Source organism: Nonomuraea aurantiaca (assembly GCF_020215705.1).
Lineage (GTDB): Bacteria > Actinomycetota > Actinomycetes > Streptosporangiales > Streptosporangiaceae > Nonomuraea > Nonomuraea aurantiaca.
Window position 1 is genome coordinate 149,737 of record NZ_JAIWNB010000003.1, and the last position, 16,345, is coordinate 166,081.

The window sequence follows — 16,345 nt, forward strand, 5'->3', positions numbered from 1 at the left end:
TGTCACCATGAAAGACGCTTGACCTCAACCCTGTCGAAACGGACTTCGGTGCGCACTCAGCCTGGCCAGACCGACCCCGCGTTGATCCGCAACTTCTGCATCATCGCGCATATCGACCACGGCAAGTCGACCCTTGCCGATCGGATGCTGCAGATCACCGGCGTGGTCGACGACCGCTCCATGCGCGCCCAATACCTCGACCGGATGGACATCGAGCGGGAGCGCGGCATCACCATCAAGTCGCAGGCCGTGCGGCTGCCCTGGGACGGCCACGTCCTCAACATGATCGACACACCCGGCCACGTCGACTTCACCTACGAGGTGTCCCGGTCGCTGCAGGCGTGCGAGGGCGCGGTCCTGCTGGTCGACGCCGCCCAGGGCATCGAGGCCCAGACGCTGGCCAACCTCTACCTGGCCATGAACGCCGACCTGCACATCATCCCGGTGCTCAACAAGATCGACCTGCCCGCCGCGCAGCCGGAGAAGTTCGCCGAGGAGCTCGCGGGCCTGATCGGCTGCGACCCGTCCGACGTGCTCAAGGTCTCGGGTAAGACCGGCGCCGGCGTACGCGAGCTGCTCGACCACGTGGTGCAGACCGTCCCCGCGCCGGTGGGCAAGGCCGACGAGCCCGCCCGCGCGCTGATCTTCGACTCGGTCTACGACACCTACCGGGGCGTCGTCACCTATGTCCGGGTCTTCGACGGCCACCTGGGCAAGCGCGAGCGCATCCTGATGATGTCCACCCAAGCCGCCCACGAGACGCTGGAGATCGGCGTCATCTCGCCCGAGCCCAAGGTGTCGGACCGGGGGCTGGGCGTCGGCGAGGTGGGCTACCTGATCACCGGCGTCAAGGACGTGCGCCAGTCGCGCGTCGGTGACACCGTCACCTCGGTCGCCAAGGGCGCCACCGAGATGCTGGCAGGCTACGACCACCCCAAGCCGATGGTGTTCTCCGGCCTCTACCCCATCGACGGCGACCAATATCCCGAGCTGCGCGAAGCCCTCGACAAGCTCCAGCTCAACGACGCCGCGCTGATCTACGAGCCGGAGACCTCGGCCGCGCTCGGCTTCGGCTTCCGCGTCGGCTTCCTCGGCCTGCTCCACATGGAGATCGTCCGCGAACGGCTGGAGCGCGAGTTCGGCCTGTCGCTGATCTCCACCGCGCCCAACGTCGTCTACCGCGTGGTCATGGAGGACGGCTCCGAGCTGACCGTCACCAACCCGTCGGAGTTCCCCACCGGCGGCAAGATCTCGCAGGTCTTCGAGCCGGTGACCAAGTCGACCATCCTGGCCCCCGCCGAGTTCATCGGCGTGATCATGGAGATATGCCAGGGCCGGCGCGGTCAGCTCCGCGGCATGGACTACCTGTCGGAGGACCGGGTCGAGATCCGCTACACGCTGCCGCTCGGCGAGATCATCTTCGACTTCTTCGACCAGCTCAAGTCGCGCACCCGGGGCTACGCCTCGCTCGACTACGAGCCCGACGGAGAGCAGGAGTCGGAGCTGGTCAAGGTCGACATCCTGCTCCAGGGCGAGGCCGTCGACGCCTTCAGCGCCATCGTCCACAAGGACAAGGCCTACGCCTATGGCGTCGACATGGCCAAGAAGCTGCGCGAGCTGATCCCCAGGCAGCAGTTCGAGGTGCCGATCCAGGCGGCCATCGGCGCCCGCGTCATCGCCCGCGAGAACATCCGCGCCATCCGCAAGGACGTCCTGGCCAAGTGCTACGGCGGCGACATCACGCGTAAGCGCAAGCTGCTGGAGAAGCAGAAGGAAGGCAAGAAGCGGATGAAGATGGTCGGGCGGGTCGAGGTGCCGCAGGAGGCGTTCGTCGCGGCACTGTCGACCGACTCCAGCGCCGACAAGACCAAGAAGTAGCCCCTCCGGAGGCGATACAAGAAGTTCGGCCTCATCCCGAGCGCCGCCGATCAACATCGCGCACCAGGCCAAGAAACTGGACGAGGGTGGCCCAGCGATTCTTCGCCCGCCACCCCGACGGGATCGGCCTCGACCTCGGAGCCGGCCTGGACAGCCGGGTGCTGCGCATCTCCCCACCGCCCACCGCCGACTGGTACGACATCGACTTCCCCGAGGTCATCGCCGCCCGGCGGCAACTGCTGCCCGCCCGCGCCACCCCGCATGCCATCGCCGCCGACCTGACTGATCTCCTTGGTGGACCGCCTCATCGGCCACTTCCCAAGCGGGGAGATAGCCTTCAACGGGTACGGCAGCTTCCACGTCTGGGCCCAGCGGCACCTTCCCATGGCCGCCACCCAAGCCGTCAGGGACATCACCAAGTTCCCCGGCCTCGACGATCCCCGGGACGCCGAACGCTGGCACCTCAAGCTGAAGCTGGTCAGGGAGATCCTGTGCACCCGAGAGCCTGAGGTCGCCCTGTTCCCGCCGGTCCTTCGCTGGTGGACCCGTCTAGGCGCGCTGAGCGCGGCCCTATCCCGCCGGGGCAACGTCGTACTCCACTACCGCTTTTAGAGAGCTTGAGCGTCGGCAGCCCGAGCACATCCCTACCCGCGTCTTCTGCGGTCGAGCACATCCTCTACTCGTACTCGCGCCTAGCACGTCCTCTACGGCCCGAGCACGTCCTCTGCAGCGAGCGTCTCCTGCCCACACCGAGCACGTCCCCTATCCGCGCCGAACACATCCGCTACAGCCCGAGCACGCCTGGGACGCCGGCCAGGGCGCGCCAGCGGGCCGCCGGGTCGTCCACCAGGCGGCGGGCCGCCAGATCGAGCAGCCCGCCCACGCTGGTCATCTCGGCCGCCAGCCGCCCGTCGGCATGCCTGAACTCCTGCGCGATCCTGAACGTCTTCCCCTCACCCCACAGGAACGCGCACGTCACCTCCACCTCGTCGCCGCCGCGCAACTCGCCGAGGCAGCGGATGGTGTTCTCCAGGGTCACCGGGCCCACGCCCGAGCCCAGCATGTCGTCGACCGAGATGCCCGCCGCGCGCAGGCACTCCCAGCGGGCGTGGTCGCCGTACTGGTGATAGACGGCGCTGTTGACATGGCCCTGCGAGTCAAGCTCATAGCCGCGTACGGCGATGCGCACGGAAAAGGTCATGCCCGGCCCTCCAGCCAGGTGTGCGACTTCGCGGTGAGGTAACGCAGACCGTCGTCGCGGATCTCGGCCCAGTCGCCCCGCGCCCACCCGCCGGTCGTCTGCGGGGCGAACCCATGCCGCTGGAACAGCACCGATGCCTCCTTCTGCGTCAGCCCTCGCCGCCCCACTCCTCGATGACCCGGGCCGTCCGCTCGTCCTCCCCGGCATCCTCCGCCTCGCCGAGGGCGGCGGCGAGCTCCTCGAACCCACGGGCGATCAGCCGGAGCGCGGCCTGTGTGCGAGCGACATCCATCCCTGCGAAGGAGTATGAAACGTTCATCGATCAGTGGAGCCCGCTGGCGCCCCCGATAGCTGCCGGCGCGGTGACCGCTGCCGCGGCGGTACGGGCCCGAACCGAGGTCATGGACGTCTACCGCCGCTTCCCGGTGCTGCCTGTTGTCCTTCTGCCGCCAGAGTGGCCGCGCAGAGGTGCCCGGGGCCTATTTGTCCAGGTCTGCGACGGTCTCTTGCGGCCTGGGCAGGACCACGTCCGTGCCGTGGTGGCCAGCGTCGCGGACGGACATTGCCCCGCAATCCAGGCGCCCACGGTCGCGGATATGGCCGCCGGGATTCGTCAGGCCGCGGACTGATCCCTCCGCACCACGTCATCTATGCCAGCCGCCGTCGGTTTCCATCGACGTTGACACTTAATCGCACCGCAGTAACACTTCACCCGCCTCAGCCTCACATCCGGTGCACACCGGAGCGCCGGATGTGACGCAAGTCACCCTCCACCTGTGGTATCTGAGGAGGCACATCACATGGCAGACGAGGCTCCCCAGCACAATTCCTTTCCGTCAGATGGCCGTGTGCCTGGCCCACCTGGCTCTCCGAGGTTCGTCGCCCTCTTGCTCCTCACCCTGCTGGCCGTACCGCTCGCGACGCCGGCCGGGGCGGTGACGGACCTGGCGCTGAGCAAGACCGCGAGCGCCGACTCCAGCCAGTCCGGTCGCGGCCCTTCTCTGGCCAACGACGGCGACACCGCCACCCGCTGGTGCGCCGCCGATGGCAGTACCGGCCACTGGTGGCAGGTCGACCTCGGAAGCGCGGCGACGCTGAGCGGCACGGAGGTGCGCTGGGAATTCGCGCGTAACTACCGCTCCCAGGTGTCAGTGTCCGCTGACGGCGTCACCTGGACGCGGGTGGCAGACCGTACGGCGAGCACGGCCACCGCGCAGGTGCAGAGCGACGCCTTCACCGCGACCGCCCGGTACGTGCGGATCACGGTGACCGGGCTCGCGGCGTCCACATGGACGAGCATCGCCGACTTCAAGGTCTTCGGCGCCGACACCGGCACCCCGCCAGGGCCCGCGCCCGATCCAGCGCTGCGTGCCAGGTGCACCGGCACCTCCCCGATCACCTGCCACCTCGACGTCTCACCAGGCGAGTATGACGTGACCGTGGTCCTGGGCGACGCGAGCGCGCTTGGCGCGACCACCCCGTGCTGGTGACCCCGGCGGCCGCCCTCATATGCAGCGGAAGCACGGCAACGCCCAACCGCGGATTCGTGACCGAGACCTTCGACGTCGGCACGGTCACCGGCACCCCGGTCATCGACCTCCACAAACTGAGCTACACCCGCTACAGCAGCCTGCGCTTCTGCCCGTTCAACGGCGACTACACCTCCGGCCCCGTCGGCGCGTTCTTCGCCGACGACCACACACTTCGAGGCGGCCGGGGTCCGGCAGATCGCCGGCCTGGTCACCACGGCGGTACGCGATCAGCAACTCTCCCTCACCGCTTACCTGCGGCCTTGATCGACTCGCCTCCCAAGGGCGACGTCACACGGCGCGGGATGTTGAGGTCAACATCCCCCTTCAGCCCGTCGGCAACACGCACCGCGAGATTGGGGCAACACCGTGACAAACCATCTGCGTCCCCTCCGCCTAATCCTGCTCAGCGTTCTGAGTGCGCTGGCCCTGGTACCAGTAGCGGCCCTCGCGAGCGCCCAACCGGCCAGCGCCGACACCAGCCAGTTCAGGGGGGTGAACTGGGCTGTACCCGGCGACAACTTCGTCAGAGGCCCGCTCGTCCTCGATGGGCTGACCCAATCCGACAGCTACGCGACCGTCCAGGCCAAGGCGGACGCCATCTACAACGGGTTTGAGAGCCAGCTCGGCGTCAACACCGTGCGGTTACCGGTCAACACCCACACCGTCGGTTCGTCGTGGTGGAACGCCTACCGCGGAACTATCGACGCCGCTACCGCCAGGGGGCTCAAAGTCATCCTCGCCTACTGGGAGGACGCCGCGGCCTCAGGCGGCCGGATAACCGACACGGCCGCCTTCAACGCGATGTGGAACACCGTGACCGCCCAGTACGGCTCCAACGACCTGGTCTACTTCGAGCCGATGAACGAACCCCACGGCTACAGCGCCTCCGAGTGGACCAACTTCGCCGCCTCGTGGATCAACGCCCGCTCGTCCATACCGAGGGGCCGGATCCTCGTGGGCGGCACCGGTTACAGCCAGGACCTCAGGCCGGTCTGTGCCGACAACCGCTTCAGCGGAACGCTGCTGTCCTATCACCACTACGCCTTCTTCTACGGCGAGAAGGACTATGCCGGCTGGGTCCAGAGCTTCCGCGAGCGGCTGGGCACCTGCGCCTCCCGCGCGGTCACGACCGAGTTCGGCGCTCAGATGGACCTCGGCCTCAATTACAACGACGCGGGCAGCACCAACAACTTCGTCCGCTACTTCCGCGCGGACACCGATTCCATGCGGGACCTGCACATGGGTTCTGTCTACTGGCCAGCGCTCGGGGGAAAGAACAGCGGGAACGGCTACGACCATTACTCCATGTTCGCGCTCCAAGGCAGCGGCACCAACCTGACCTTGAGCATCCGCAACGCCACCGGCGCCGCGCGCCTCAGGTACGGCTGGGGCGACGGTGGGACTGGCACTCCCGGAATGGTCACCCTCACGGCATCGAACTCGGGCAAGTGCGTCGATGTCGTCAGCGCGTCCACGGCGGACGGGGCCGAGATCGCCCAATACGGCTGCAGCGGCGGCGGCAACCAACGGTGGGAGTTCCGCGACCTTGGCACCGGCTACTACCAGATCGTCGCCGGGCACTCCGGCAAATGCCTCGATGTGGATGCGGCCTCGACCGCCAACAACGCCAGGATCATCCAGTGGACCTGCGGCAGCGGGCAGAACCAGCAATGGCAGGTACAGGACGCTGGCAGCGGCCGGGTGCGACTGATCGCACGCCACTCCGGCAAATGCCTTGACGTCCCGAGCAACTCCACCGCCGACGGCACCCGCCTGATCCAGTACGCCTGCGGCAGCGGGCAGAACCAGCAGTTCACGCGGAATGCTGCATAAGCTCAATAACGCCCAGCGGCGCGCCGCTGGGCGTCGGACGGGGGCGAGGCCGTTTCGGCGTCCGCAAACGACCAGCCGTAGAACCGCAGGTAACCTGACGTCTCCTCGCCAGGCGCCGCCTTCAACAGCTCGTTGGCCCGCTCCATGTCGGCGTCCGGCCGACCGCCCGCGAGTCCACAGCCCTGGTTCCCCGTGTACGCCGGGGATTCTGTCGGTGGCGCCCGCTACCTTGCTGTCCGAACACCTGTGCGATAGGAGGATGGCATGATTGCCGCTGAGCAATTCGAGCGTGCCGCTGTTCTGGGGGTCGCCGTGGCGGAGGAGATGCGGCGGTTGCTGAGGCTCCACGCGGTGCCGGCCGGGGCGGCGGGTGATGGCACCGTCCTGGTCGACGTGCCCTATCCCGATGCGGCCGTGGTGGTGGCCGTGCTCGATGTGGCCGCCGACTGTTTCGGCGAACGCGGCGGCTCGGTCGAGGAGACCCGCCAGGCCGCGCTGGAGACGGTCTTACAACTGGCAGGCTTTGATGACGAGTCCCAGCTCAACCACATGGGGGTCACGGGTCCGGGCGGACGAGACCGCGGCGGTACGCGTACGTGACGGCCTGCGCGCGGTCTCTCAGACGGGCCTTGGCGAAGAGGTTGTTGATGTGGGTCTTGACGGTGGCCTCGCTGATGAAGAGGCGGGTGGCGACCTCGCTGTTCGACAGGCCGTCGGCGATGAGCCGCAGCACTTCGACCTCGCGCCGCGTCAGGCCGTCGCGCGCCTCATCACTCCCTGCGGTACTCCCTGTGGTGCTGTCTCCGTTGCCGGAAGCGGGCCGTTCGGCAGTCGCGTCCGGTCTGGCGGCAGTTGGTCGTTCGGCGGTCGTGTCCGGTGCGGCGGTCATGTTCGGTGCGGCGGAAATTGCCCGATCGGTGGTCATGTCCGGTCTGCTGGAAGCTCGTCGTTCGGCTATCGCGTCCGGCCTGCTGGGGGCCGGTGCGGGTGGCTGCTCGCGCGGGTCGGGGGCAGGACGTTCATCCCAAGCCCGGCCGGCGTCGGATGCCGTCATGGTGTCGAGGAGACGGCGCTGGACGGAGGGGTCGAGCTGGGCGTTACCGCTGACGACAGTGGCGATGGCCTTGGCGATCTCGTCCGAGTCAGCGCTTTTGGTCAGGAAGCCGCGTGCCCCTGCCCTGAGCGCGGCGAACACCGACTCGTCGTCCGAATACGTGGTGAGCACCACGACCTGGGTGTCCGCGTGTTCGGCGCGGATGCGGCGGGTGGCCTCCACACCGTCCATGCGCGGCATCCGGAGGTCCATCAGCGCCACGTCGGGCCGCCGCTCCGCGACCAGGCGGAGCGCCGCCTCGCCGTCCCCCGCCGAACCGACCACCTCGATCCCCGGCAGCAGTCCGAGCAGCAGGACCAGCCCCTCGCGGACGACAGACTGGTCATCGACGACTACGACCGTGATGCTCATGATCCGGCCACCGTAGCCCACTGGGCGAGACCGGCGGGGTTGTCGAAGGTGCGGAGGCCCTGCGGGCGGCAGCCTAGGAGGCTGGCAGGTGGGCGCGAGTCGCCGTTCATCTCATCCGTCGAGGGGTTCACGCCGGGACCCACAAATGGACGCGGAAACCGTCTGTCGTCTCGCCCGCCGACAGGGTGCCGCCGAGAAGCTCGGCTCGTTCGCTCATGCCCACGAGGCCATATCCTCCCCCAGGCGTGCCTCGCTCGGCTGCGGCGGGGTTGGTGATGCGGAGATCGCATGAGCCGGGCTCGTACACCAGGCTGATCGTGGCCGGAGAGCCGGGAGCGTGGCGCCGTACGTTCGTCAACGCCTCCTGGGCGGTACGCAGCAGGGCGAGCTCCGTTTCCGGAGGCAAGCGGTGTTCCGTGCCTGAGACGTGCAGCGTGCACGCCCGGTCGGTGGTCGCCTGGAACTCCTCCGCCAGCGTCCGAAGCGCCTGCGGAAGGGCAGGCGCGTCTTCGCGCAGGGCCGACACCGCGCGCCGGGCTTCCTCGAGTCCGGATTTGGCCAGGTCGCGCGCGCGGACGACGCGGTCGAGCGCTTCGTCGGTCTTGTCCGCGCGGAGCAGGAGCTTGGCGCCCTCCAGGTGTACGAGTTGCGCCGACAGCGAGTGGGCGAGGATGTCGTGGATCTCTCTGGCGATCCGTGCTCTTTCGGCGAGTACGGCCTCGCGGGCCTCGGCGGCTCTGGCCGCCCGGCGTTCCTTGACCGAGTACGCCACCAAGAACACCAGGCAGGCACTGAGGATGAGGCTGAGATCGCGACCCAGCCGCCCGTAGATCGCCCCCTCCACGAGCAGCCCGCCGACGGCCAGAACGCCGATGGGCACCGAGTGGCGCAGCGGCAGCCGGACCGCCGATATGCCAAGGCAGTACAGCAGTACGGCGAGTGCCGGACCGCCGTCGACCACCGCGTCGAGGATGATCGCGAGAACGACCGACAAGCCGAGCGCGATTGCCATGACCGGCGCCCGGGACGTGATCGCCGCGATGGGAGGTCGGGCCGCGATCGCTCTGAGGGACTGGCGGGCCGCGATCGTGATGCGGGACGCGCGGGAGGTGATCGTTCTGACCAGTACGCCGAAGGCGACTCCCTTTCGCGACACACCGACGGGCTCGGACGGGCGTGACGCCACGTGGTCCATTAGTGGTCGGGGCATCACTTGATCCTGAGGTGGTCGGGACGGTGCTCGGTCTGGCTGCGGTCGAGGCGGCGGTGGGGGTGGTGGTGGGGGTGGTGGTGAAGGATGCGGGGCCTTCTGGTCCTGCCGGAGTGTGGACATGTTGCGGGTCAAAGCGAGTTGGACGACGAGCAGCATGATCACTATGGCAGAGGTCAGTGTGGTGACCGTCAGGCCGGTGCCGGTCAAACCAAGCGTGGGCTTGGCCCGTATCTGTGCCCATACGAACACCACGATCGCCCCCAACCGCAGGACGAAGGGGACGATCTTTGACGGGCCAGGCATCACTCCACGAAATTATCCGCCCGCAGGGTCGTACCGGAAAGGGCGCGGCCGCGACGGGCGACGAGCAGGGCCTGGGCGCCGATGGTAAGGCCGACGAAGAACAGGATGCCGGAGGTCGAGACGCTCAGGCCGAGGGCGGTGCCGGCGAAGTACAGGCCCACGCGGCTCGCGACCGAGGCCAGCCAGGCCAGAAGGGTCAAGGGGGTGGCTTTCGACCAGGTCACCCCGGCCTCGTCCATCCAGACGCGTACGGTCGCGGCGCGGACGGCGCCGAAGACCACGGCGGCGATGGCCTCCACGGCCACGAGGGCCAGGCTGAGGGCAAGCTGGGTGGTGTCGATGAGACCACCGGTCAGCAGGCCCAGCGCGACCAGGGCGGCCGAGACATAGACGATGCCGTTTCTGGCCGTGGGGCGGGTCATCATCTGCCGGTAGACGACGAAGATGACGACGGCGGGGATGAGCAGCGCGCTCAGCAGGGGATCCATGGGTCTGACGTTAGGGAGGAGCGGTGTGGCGGCGGATCGGACTGGGGGTTGAGTCCTGGATCTCCACCCTGGGGTGGAGAGCGCGGGCAGGCCGGTGCGCGGGGGTGAAAGTGCGGAGAGCTGCGGGCCCGACGAGGCTGGTGCGCGGGCGAGGTCAGAGGGCCGGTGTGCGGGTCAGACGTGAAGGCGGTGTGCGGGCGCGGCAGGAAGCGCGCCCGCACACCACGATCACCCGGACCGCACGAGCGGTGCTGTGATCACCGCAGTACCGAGTACAGCGCCGACGTCAGTGAGGCGCGGGAGTCGTCCTGGTCGATTGACCACATCATCGACCCGCCCAGCCCCCTGAGCCGGATGTAGGCCGCCTTCTGCAGCATGACCGCCGGATCGTCGTACGACCAGAACTCGTTCCCGTCGTACAGCCACAACGTCCCCGTCCGCACGTCTCGGTACCGTTTGCCGGGCTTGGTGGCCAGGTCCTTGTAGTCCTCCGTCCCCGGTCCCCACTTGCCCGGTGCCGGGCCGGTGGCGGGCTTGTACAGGCCGTCGCCGCCGGCCGTGACCCCGGTCCAGCCCTGGCCGTACGCGGGGACGCCGACCACGATCTTGTTCGCGGGAGCGCCGCGTGACAGGTAGTCCCGTACGGTCTGGTCGACGCTGTACCGGATCGGGTTCGGGTCGCGGCGGTCCGTCAGCAGGTTGCCGTTGTGGCCCGTCTGGGGCTCCCAGTTGCCCCGCAGGTCGTACCCCTGGACGGTGGCGAAGTCGAGTTGCTTGAAGACCTGCCGTACCTCGAAGCCGGCGTCGATCTTGGCCGTCGCGGCCGGCAAGAAGGCCGTCAGCTGCGACGACGCGGAGAACGCCCGCAGCCGCGACCGCAGTTCCGCCGTGAAGAGGGTGAAGTTGCGCTTGTCCTCGGGTCTGATGACGTTCCCGTCGGCGCCGGACGAACCGGGCCACTCCCAGTCGAGATCGATGCCGTCGAACACCCCGGCCCCGGCGCCCGCCGCCAGTCCCGGCAGGTCGCCGCGCAGCCACAGGTCGACGCACGACTGCGCCAGCTTCGCCCGGGATTCGGCGGTGAGGACGGCGTCGGAGAAGTAGCGGGAGCCGGTCCAGCCGCCCAGCGAGATCAGCACCTTCAGCCCCGGGTGCTTGGCTTTGAGCTTGCGCAGCTGGTTGAGGTTGCCGTTCAGGGCCTGCCCCGGCGCGTCGGCCACGCCGTCCACGCTCTGCTCGGCGGGCACCGGGCGGTGCCAATCCGCCCAGGGGTCGGCCGAGTAGCAGGTCCCCTCCGCGTTGACGAAGCCGAAGGCGTAGTTGAGGTGCGTCAGCTTGGCGGCGGCGCCGCTGGCCTCGACGTCCTTGACGTGGTAGTTGCGGCCGTAAATGCCCCACTGGATGAAGTAGGCGACGCGTTTGAAGCCGGTATGGGCTTCGGCGGGCACTGCGACCGCCGTGAGTCCCAGGAGGAGTGAGAGTGCGACCAGGATCTTCGTCTTCACGAGGCGTCTCCAGATAGGAAACTTTCCTATTAGTTTTCCGGATCGTAGAGCCGCTGGATCGGGCAGTCAATGGCAGCGGGCAGACTGGAGGCGTGCCATCCACCCTGCCCGACGGCGACGCCGCGCCCTCCTCCGGTGACCTGCCCGCGAGCGCGTTGCGCGGTCTCGGCGAGCGTCCGTTCGGCTTCTACGTGCACGTCCCGTTCTGCGTGACGCGCTGCGGCTACTGCGACTTCAACACCTACACCACCGCCGAGCTGGGCCCCGGTGCCTCGCACCGCGACTACGCCGACACGGCCATCGAGGAGGTACGGCTGGCACGACGTGTCCTCGGTGACGTGGAGCTCCCGGTCGAGACCGTGTTCTTCGGCGGCGGCACGCCCACCCTGCTGCCCGCCGAAGACCTGAGCCGGATCCTCGGCGCGATCGACGCGGAGTTCGGGCTCAAGGCGGGCGCCGAGGTGACCACGGAGGCCAACCCCGAGTCGGTCGACCCGGCCTACCTCGGCAGGCTGCTGGAGGGCGGCTTCAACCGGGTCAGCTTCGGCATGCAGAGCGCCAGGGAGCATGTGCTCAAGGTGCTCGACCGGCAGCACACGCCCGGCCGGGCGGCGCAGGCCGTACTCGAAGCCAAGAAGGCGGGTTTCGAGCACGTCAACCTGGACCTGATCTACAGCACGCCCGGCGAGTCCGACGACGACTGGCGGGCGTCGCTGGAGGCGGCGATCGCCGCCGAGCCCGACCACGTCTCCGCCTACTCGCTGATCGTGGAGGACGGCACGCGGCTGGCCGCCAGGATCAGGCGCGGTGAGCTGCCGATGCCCGACGACGACGTGGCCGCCGACCGCTACCAGATCGCCGACACGCTGCTGGCGGAGGCGGGCTTCCGCTGGTACGAGGTGTCCAACTGGGCCACGGACGACGACGCGCGGTGCCGGCACAACCTGCTCTACTGGACCGGCGGCGACTGGTGGGCCGCCGGCCCCGGCGCGCACAGCCACGTGGGCGGCACCCGCTGGTGGAACGTCAAGCATCCGGCCGCCTACGCGCAGCGCCTGGCCGCGGGCACGTCGCCCGCGCACGCACGCGAAGTGCTCGCCGACGACGACCGCGACGCCGAACGCCTGATGCTGGAGCTCCGGCTGGTCTCCGGCTATCCGGTCGCCGACGTCGCTCCTGGCGCGCGTACGGCGGTCGCGGTGGCGCTGGGCGACGGCCTGCTGGAGCCGGAGCCGTTCAAGGCGGGGCGGCTGGTCCTCACCCTGCGCGGCCGGCTCCTGGCCGATGCCCTCGTACGGGATCTGCTCAGCTGACCATGCGGATGGCGATCGGGTAGCGGTAGTTCTCGCCCTTGTTGGCGGCGATGGCGGCCTGGATGTGGAAGATCAGCGACACGATCCAGATGATGGGGAACAGGATGATCCCGATCAGGACCACCGTCAGCAGGCCCGCGACGACGTAGCCGATGAACATCGTGATCTGGAAGTTCAGCGCCTCGGCCGACTGGTCACGGACATAGGGTGACTCGTCCCGCTTCATCAGATAGATGATCAGTGGGCCGATCCAGGAGACGAGCAGGCCGAGCAGGTGGGCCAGCATGGCCATCGTGGTGTCGTCGCTGCCAGGCCGCGGACCGTAGACGCCGGGGACGTGCGGCGGACGCTGCTGTGGGGCCGCGTAGCCGTAGCCGGGCTGCTCGTAACCGGGCGGCGGCGTGGGCGGCTGCCCGTAACCGTAACCGGGCGACTGCCCGTAGCCACCGGAACCGGGCTGCCCGTAGCCATAACCGGGCTGCGGCCCCGACCCTGGACCGCCCTGAGGCCCGGAACCATAGCCGGGCGTCGGACCGGGACCAGGCTGGCCGCCGTACCCAGGCCCGGAACCATAGCCGGGCTGGCCGTCGTATCCGGGCGCGGGACCCGATCCAGGCTGGCCGCCATACCCAGGCTGACCGCCGTACTCGGGCGCAGGACCGGATCCTGGCTGAGCTCCGTAGCCGGGCGCCGGACCGGAGCCGGGCGCGGGACCCGATCCTGGCTGGGCTCCGTATCCGGGCGCCGGACCGGAGCCCGGCTGGGCGCCGTACTCCGGTTGCCGAGGGGTTTCCGGGTTGATGTCCGACTGCGAGACGCGCCGCGTCGCATCGTCGTCCGGCGGCGGCTGCGGGGGATCCTGGCTCATGGTGCCTCCGTAACGAAGTCGATCAGTTCCTCGACCCGGCCGAGCAGCTCGGGCTCCAGGTCTGTGAATGCCGAGACGGCGCCGAGGATCCGCCGCCACGCGTCGGCCGGTTCCATCCGCCAGCCCAGGGCGGCGATCACGCCCTCCTTCCACGGCACCCCGCGCGGCACGTCCGGCCAGGCCGGGATCCGCAGCACGGAGGGCTTGACCGCCTGCCAGATGTCCACGTAGGGATGCCCCACGACGAGCACGTGGGGCGAGGCCACCTGAGCGGCGATCCGGCTCTCCTTGGAGCCCGGCACGAGATGGTCGACCAGCACGCCCAGCCTACGCTCGGGCGACGGGCCGAACTCGGCCACGATCGCGGGCAGGTCGTCCACGCCCTCCAGGTACTCGACCACCACGCCCTCCACCCGGAGATCGTGGCCCCAGATCTTCTCCACGAGGGCGGCGTCGTGCACGCCTTCCACGTAGATGCGGCTCTCCTTGGCCACCCTGGCCCGCAAGCCCTCGACGGCTATCGAGCCGGACGCGCTCCGCCTGGGGGCGGCAGGGGCCGCGGCGGCCGGCCGGACGAGCGTCACGACCTTGCCGTCCAGCAGGAACGCGGCGGGCGCGAACGGGAACAGGCGGCGCTTGCCGAAGCGGTCCTCCAGCGTGACGGCCTCCTTGTCGCAGGCCACCACGGCGCCGCAGAAGCCGCTCTCGGCGTCCTCCACGACCAGATCGAGTTCGGCGGGCACCTGTGGGATCTTGCCCTTGCCCGGCCGCCGCCAATTCCCCGCTAGAACATCACCCTCGTACACACGGGGACCGTAGCAAATCACCCGCCCGCCGCGAGGCGCTTGCGATGAGAGCTGCGCCGGGTCACCACCATGATGGTCACGATGACGGCACCAAGCACGCCCAGACCCGGGATCACCAGCAGCGCCGCCACGCCGCCCACCAGCCCGCCCGTGGCGGAGGCGAAGTCGCGGCCGACGCCGAAGCGCGCGTTCGCCGGCTCCTGGGTCGTGCAGGTGAACTGGTAGTCGCCCTTGGCCGGCGCGTTGACCACGAGGATGAGCTGCCACTGCGTGCCGTTGACGGTGACCCGTTCGGTGCCGGACGTCCTGGCGAGCTTGGCCTGACCGGGACCGCCGTCGATCCGGCACATGTAGTGGACCTGGCTCTCGCTGGCGAGGTACACCACCGGCTTGTCCGCCGGATCCAGCGGCACGCTGACGCTCTCGCCCGACGCGAACGTCTTGGACGGGGCCACCGCGCCCACCGTGTTCAGGATGCCGCTCACGAACACTCCCACCCCGACCAGACCGGCGAGCAGGGCCAGTCCCCAGGCGATCGCGATCCACCGCATCCGCGGTCTGATCAACTTCGGGTCAACCTGAGGGCCGAATCGCTGCGGCGTGCCGTAAGGTCCGGGCTGGTACGGCTGCTGCTGCCCGTAGGGGCCGGGCTGCTGGTACTGCTGGCCGTATTGCGGCGGACCATATTGGGGCGGCGGCGGGCCGAACTGGGGAGGTTGCCCCTGGTACGGACCCTGTCCCGGCGGCGGACCGTAAGAGGGGGGCTGGGAGTCATCGGTCATATCGGCCAGTGTGCGCCCAATGGGCAGCCACTCGCTAGCTCCGGTGTTATCGCACCTTGTGGGCGGGAGCCGTACACTTGGCACTCGGGAACACAGAGTGCTAGACCTGTCGTTTCCTGAAAGGCAGAGGTAGGAGGTGAGCGCGTGCTCGACGATAGGAAACTGGCGGTGCTCCGCGCCATTGTCGAAGACTACGTGTCCACCAACGAGCCGGTGGGCTCCAGGGCGCTCGCCGAACGCCACAACCTGAAGGTCTCCCCGGCGACGGTCAGGAACGACATGGCCGCGCTGGAGGAGGAGGGCTACATCACCCAGCCGCACACCAGCGCGGGCCGCGTGCCGACGGACAAGGGCTATCGCCTGTTCGTCGACCGGCTCTCGCAGGTCAAGCCGCTCTCCGGGGCGGAGCGCCGGGCGATCGAGACGTTCCTCGCCGGCGCGGTCGACCTCGACGACGTGGTCACCCGCACGGTGCGGCTGCTCGCGCAGCTCACCCGGCAGGTCGCGGTCGTGCAATACCCGACGCTGACCCGCTCGACGGTCAGGCACGTCGAGCTCGTGCCGCTGCACGACCGGCGGGTCATGCTCGTGCTGATCACCAACACGGGCCGCGTCGAGCAGCGGGTGATCGAGCTGCCCGAAGTGGTGGAGGACACCCGCATCGCGCACCTGCGCGCGGTGCTCAACGCCTCCCTCGACGGCTGCGGCCTGCTCAACGTCCCCGATCAGGTCGCCGACCTGCCGGAGCGGCTGCCCGTCGAGGACCGGCCCGTGGTGGCCACTATCCTGTCGGTGCTCCTCGAGACGCTGGTCGAGCGCCATGATGAGAAGATCGTGTTCGCCGGTGCGGCCAACCTCGCCGGGGCCGACTTCTCGACCGGGCTGCGCGACGTGCTCGAAGCACTGGAGGAGCAGGTCGTGCTCATGCGGCTGCTCGGCGAGACTTCCACAGACACCCCGTCCACGCTCACCGTGCGCATCGGCTCGGAGAACCCGTTCCTCCGTGGCACGTCGATCGTCGCAACCGGGTACGGTTCTGGCGACAACGAACTGGCCCGGCTAGGCGTGCTAGGCCCCACGCGGATGGACTATCCCGTGACGATGGGCGCCGTGCGCGCGGTGGCACGCTACGTCAGCCAGATCCTGGCTGCATCATAA

The 16,345-nt window shown here is 69.0% G+C and carries 18 protein-coding genes and 1 pseudogene; 9 read left to right on the forward strand and 10 right to left on the reverse strand.

From position 1 onward, the window contains the following. Positions 1 to 48: 48 nt before the first annotated feature. The 3 genes and pseudogenes from lepA to LDL49_RS10230 all read left to right on the forward strand — a co-directional run bounded on the left by lepA (position 49) and on the right by LDL49_RS10230 (position 2,490). Positions 49 to 1,878 (forward strand): translation elongation factor 4, encoded by a 1,830-nt coding sequence (gene lepA, locus LDL49_RS10220; protein WP_225290726.1) that lies wholly within the window; start codon positions 49 to 51, stop codon positions 1,876 to 1,878. 86 nt (positions 1,879 to 1,964) lie between these two features. After that, positions 1,965 to 2,150, forward strand: a pseudogene (locus LDL49_RS59110) (class I SAM-dependent methyltransferase); the annotation flags it as partial. Positions 2,151 to 2,169: 19 nt separating this feature from the next. Beyond that, entirely contained in the window at positions 2,170 to 2,490 is a 321-nt protein-coding gene (locus tag LDL49_RS10230) for a hypothetical protein (protein ID WP_225291026.1), read from the forward strand. 172 nt (positions 2,491 to 2,662) lie between these two features. Here the strand turns inward: LDL49_RS10230 and LDL49_RS10235 are convergent, their stop codons facing one another. The 3 genes from LDL49_RS10235 to LDL49_RS10240 are packed head-to-tail and all read right to left on the reverse strand — an operon-like array spanning position 2,663 to position 3,371. Continuing rightward, a complete protein-coding gene (locus LDL49_RS10235) occupies positions 2,663 to 3,079 on the reverse strand; it encodes an acyl-CoA thioesterase (protein ID WP_225290727.1) in 417 nt (138 codons plus the stop codon). Then, positions 3,076 to 3,210: a hypothetical protein gene (locus LDL49_RS56785; protein ID WP_263654863.1), complete on the reverse strand. Its 135-nt coding sequence runs from the start codon at positions 3,208 to 3,210 to the stop codon at positions 3,076 to 3,078. The genes LDL49_RS10235 and LDL49_RS56785 overlap by 4 nt, the downstream gene beginning before the upstream one ends. 17 nt (positions 3,211 to 3,227) lie before the next feature. Next, entirely contained in the window at positions 3,228 to 3,371 is a 144-nt protein-coding gene (locus tag LDL49_RS10240; protein WP_225290728.1) for a hypothetical protein, read from the reverse strand. On the opposite strand from LDL49_RS10240, the gene LDL49_RS59115 reads away from it, so the two are divergent. The 4 genes from LDL49_RS59115 to LDL49_RS10260 all read left to right on the forward strand — a co-directional run bounded on the left by LDL49_RS59115 (position 3,355) and on the right by LDL49_RS10260 (position 7,044). Further along, positions 3,355 to 3,708: a PaaX family transcriptional regulator C-terminal domain-containing protein gene (locus LDL49_RS59115; protein ID WP_225290729.1), complete on the forward strand. Its 354-nt coding sequence runs from the start codon at positions 3,355 to 3,357 to the stop codon at positions 3,706 to 3,708. The two genes, LDL49_RS10240 and LDL49_RS59115, sit on opposite strands and share 17 nt — an antisense overlap. Before the next feature lie 258 nt (positions 3,709 to 3,966). Beyond that, a complete protein-coding gene (locus LDL49_RS10250; protein ID WP_225290730.1) occupies positions 3,967 to 4,569 on the forward strand; it encodes a discoidin domain-containing protein in 603 nt (200 codons plus the stop codon). A 534-nt stretch (positions 4,570 to 5,103) separates the two neighbouring features. Continuing rightward, positions 5,104 to 6,444: an RICIN domain-containing protein gene (locus LDL49_RS10255; protein ID WP_225290731.1), complete on the forward strand. Its 1,341-nt coding sequence runs from the start codon at positions 5,104 to 5,106 to the stop codon at positions 6,442 to 6,444. Positions 6,445 to 6,708: 264 nt separating this feature from the next. Then, complete coding sequence (locus tag LDL49_RS10260; protein ID WP_225290732.1) at positions 6,709 to 7,044, forward strand: hypothetical protein; 336 nt, start codon at positions 6,709 to 6,711, stop codon at positions 7,042 to 7,044. Here LDL49_RS10260 and LDL49_RS10265 read toward each other — a convergent pair. The 4 genes from LDL49_RS10265 to LDL49_RS10280 all read right to left on the reverse strand — a co-directional run bounded on the left by LDL49_RS10265 (position 7,001) and on the right by LDL49_RS10280 (position 11,418). After that, positions 7,001 to 7,909, reverse strand: a complete 909-nt coding sequence (locus tag LDL49_RS10265) for a response regulator (RefSeq protein WP_225290733.1) — start codon at positions 7,907 to 7,909, stop codon at positions 7,001 to 7,003. The two genes, LDL49_RS10260 and LDL49_RS10265, sit on opposite strands and share 44 nt — an antisense overlap. Positions 7,910 to 8,036: 127 nt before the next feature. Beyond that, a complete protein-coding gene (locus LDL49_RS10270; RefSeq protein WP_225290734.1) occupies positions 8,037 to 9,119 on the reverse strand; it encodes a sensor histidine kinase in 1,083 nt (360 codons plus the stop codon). A gap of 305 nt (positions 9,120 to 9,424) precedes the next feature. Beyond that, positions 9,425 to 9,913: a hypothetical protein gene (locus LDL49_RS10275; protein WP_225290735.1), complete on the reverse strand. Its 489-nt coding sequence runs from the start codon at positions 9,911 to 9,913 to the stop codon at positions 9,425 to 9,427. 257 nt (positions 9,914 to 10,170) lie between these two features. Further along, on the reverse strand, positions 10,171 to 11,418 hold the full coding sequence (locus LDL49_RS10280) for a glycoside hydrolase family 18 protein (protein ID WP_225290736.1): 1,248 nt from the start codon (positions 11,416 to 11,418) through the stop codon (positions 10,171 to 10,173). 92 nt (positions 11,419 to 11,510) lie between these two features. Between LDL49_RS10280 and hemW the strand changes: the two genes are divergently transcribed. After that, a complete protein-coding gene (gene hemW, locus LDL49_RS10285; protein WP_225290737.1) occupies positions 11,511 to 12,731 on the forward strand; it encodes a radical SAM family heme chaperone HemW in 1,221 nt (406 codons plus the stop codon). On the opposite strand, the gene LDL49_RS10290 is transcribed toward hemW, so the two are convergent. The 3 genes from LDL49_RS10290 to LDL49_RS10300 are packed head-to-tail and all read right to left on the reverse strand — an operon-like array spanning position 12,724 to position 15,187. After that, positions 12,724 to 13,599 carry a DUF4870 domain-containing protein gene (locus LDL49_RS10290; RefSeq protein ID WP_225290738.1) on the reverse strand — a complete coding sequence of 292 codons (876 nt, stop codon included), beginning with the start codon at positions 13,597 to 13,599 and terminating at the stop codon, positions 12,724 to 12,726. The two genes, hemW and LDL49_RS10290, sit on opposite strands and share 8 nt — an antisense overlap. Next, a complete protein-coding gene (locus LDL49_RS10295; protein ID WP_225290739.1) occupies positions 13,596 to 14,405 on the reverse strand; it encodes a DUF3097 domain-containing protein in 810 nt (269 codons plus the stop codon). Before LDL49_RS10295 ends, LDL49_RS10290 begins: the two co-directional genes overlap by 4 nt. 17 nt (positions 14,406 to 14,422) lie before the next feature. Next, positions 14,423 to 15,187: a hypothetical protein gene (locus LDL49_RS10300; protein WP_225290740.1), complete on the reverse strand. Its 765-nt coding sequence runs from the start codon at positions 15,185 to 15,187 to the stop codon at positions 14,423 to 14,425. Positions 15,188 to 15,331: 144 nt separating this feature from the next. Between LDL49_RS10300 and hrcA the strand changes: the two genes are divergently transcribed. Further along, positions 15,332 to 16,345: a heat-inducible transcriptional repressor HrcA gene (hrcA, locus tag LDL49_RS10305; protein ID WP_225290741.1), complete on the forward strand. Its 1,014-nt coding sequence runs from the start codon at positions 15,332 to 15,334 to the stop codon at positions 16,343 to 16,345.

Excerpts from the sequence above, each read along its gene's own strand:
- LDL49_RS10235 (WP_225290727.1), bottom strand. The coding sequence starts at position 3,079 with ATGACCTTTTCCGTGCGCATCGCCGTACGCGGCTATGAGCTTGACTCG.
- LDL49_RS10240 (WP_225290728.1), bottom strand. The coding sequence starts at position 3,371 with ATGGATGTCGCTCGCACACAGGCCGCGCTCCGGCTGATCGCCCGTGGG.
- LDL49_RS10260 (WP_225290732.1), top strand. The coding sequence starts at position 6,709 with ATGATTGCCGCTGAGCAATTCGAGCGTGCCGCTGTTCTGGGGGTCGCC.
- LDL49_RS10265 (WP_225290733.1), bottom strand. The coding sequence starts at position 7,909 with ATGAGCATCACGGTCGTAGTCGTCGATGACCAGTCTGTCGTCCGCGAG.
- LDL49_RS10270 (WP_225290734.1), bottom strand. The coding sequence starts at position 9,119 with ATGCCCCGACCACTAATGGACCACGTGGCGTCACGCCCGTCCGAGCCC.
- LDL49_RS10275 (WP_225290735.1), bottom strand. The coding sequence starts at position 9,913 with ATGGATCCCCTGCTGAGCGCGCTGCTCATCCCCGCCGTCGTCATCTTC.
- LDL49_RS10290 (WP_225290738.1), bottom strand. The coding sequence starts at position 13,599 with ATGAGCCAGGATCCCCCGCAGCCGCCGCCGGACGACGATGCGACGCGG.
- LDL49_RS10300 (WP_225290740.1), bottom strand. The coding sequence starts at position 15,187 with ATGACCGATGACTCCCAGCCCCCCTCTTACGGTCCGCCGCCGGGACAG.